Genomic DNA, 1282 nt, shown 5'->3' with positions numbered 1-1282 from the left:
AGAGGTGGATCAGGAAATTTGAACAACACTTATAAGTGATATTTTGCTCCCCAAATGATGTTATAAACATCAATATATGGAGTATTTTATGACACGTAGACCAAGAAGAAATCATTCAAATGACTTTAAAGCTAAGGTAGCACTTGCTGCGATTAAAGCAGAAAAAACACTTGCTGAATTGAGTGCTGAATTTGATGTTCATCAAAACCAAATTATTGACTGGAAAAATCAACTGATTTCAGCTTCCTCGCAAGCTTTCGATCAATCAAAAGCTCCAACAGAACCACCCATCGATCTAAAAAAACTACATGCAAAAATCGGTGAGCAGGCATTAGAAATTGATTTTTTAGAAGGTGTGTTGAAGAAACTGGGTCGCTTCAACCACAAAAGTTAATCGATGACTCACTTCAGATTTCAGTATCTAAGCAAGCTAAGCTGCTGAAAGTCTCCCGTGGTTGTTATTACTATCGCCCAAAACCTGTGAGTGAATCAGATCTGAAGCTGATGCGCTGTATGGATGAGTTACATATGCAATACCCTTTTGCAGGTAGCCGTATGATGCGTGATTTATTGAATCGTCAAGGACATCATATAGGACGACGTCATACACGTACTTTAATGAAGAAAATGGGCATTAATGCGTTATATCGTAAACCAAATCTAAGTCAGGCCAATCAAGCTCACCGTAAATATCCATATCTGCTCAAAGGATTGGCTATTCAGCGCAGTAATCAAGTGTGGTCTACGGATATAACGTATATCCCTATGGCAAAAGGCTTTGTTTATTTATGTGCTGTGATTGATTGGCATAGCCGCAAGGTACTTGCGCATAGAGTATCGATTAGTATGGAGGTTACATTTTGCATAGAAACATTAAATGAAGCTATTGAAAAATATGGCCGACCTGAAGTCTTTAATACAGACCAAGGCAGTCAGTTTACCAGTGATGCATTTATTGATGTATTGAAATCAAATGGCATTCAAATCAGTATGGATGGTAAAGGTCGATGGGTTGATAATGTGATGGTTGAACGATTATGGCGGAGCGTTAAATATGAAGAGGTGTATCTCAAAGCCTACAGCAATGTTTTGGATGCGAAGAAGCAATTAAACGCATATTTTGAATTTTATAATTTGAAACGACCTCATTCGAGTCTGGACAAAATGACTCCAGATGAGTTTTACTATGACCAGCTACCACAACAAAATAAGGTAGCTTAACTAGAGCAGAGTATCACTTATAAATAAGCTTTTAGTTGTTCAAACAAGTGGGACCACCTCT

1 protein-coding gene is annotated in these 1282 nt (G+C 37.8%); it reads left to right on the top strand.

Annotation, left to right across the window (positions count from 1 at the left end):
* The first annotated feature begins 88 nt into the window (after positions 1 to 88).
* Positions 89 to 1221 (top strand): IS3 family transposase gene (locus tag FTV17_RS15395; protein WP_223672967.1). Its coding sequence is split into 2 segments (ribosomal slippage): positions 89 to 341 and positions 341 to 1221, totalling 1134 coding nucleotides; the frame shifts between segments, so codons are not numbered across the junction.
* Positions 1222 to 1282: the final 61 nt, after the last annotated feature.

It is taken from the genome of Acinetobacter sp. YH12239 (assembly GCF_013417635.1).
Lineage (GTDB): Bacteria > Pseudomonadota > Gammaproteobacteria > Pseudomonadales > Moraxellaceae > Acinetobacter.
The sequence above is the reverse complement of the archived record's forward strand: the minus strand, read 5'-3'. Positions and strand labels throughout refer to the sequence as shown.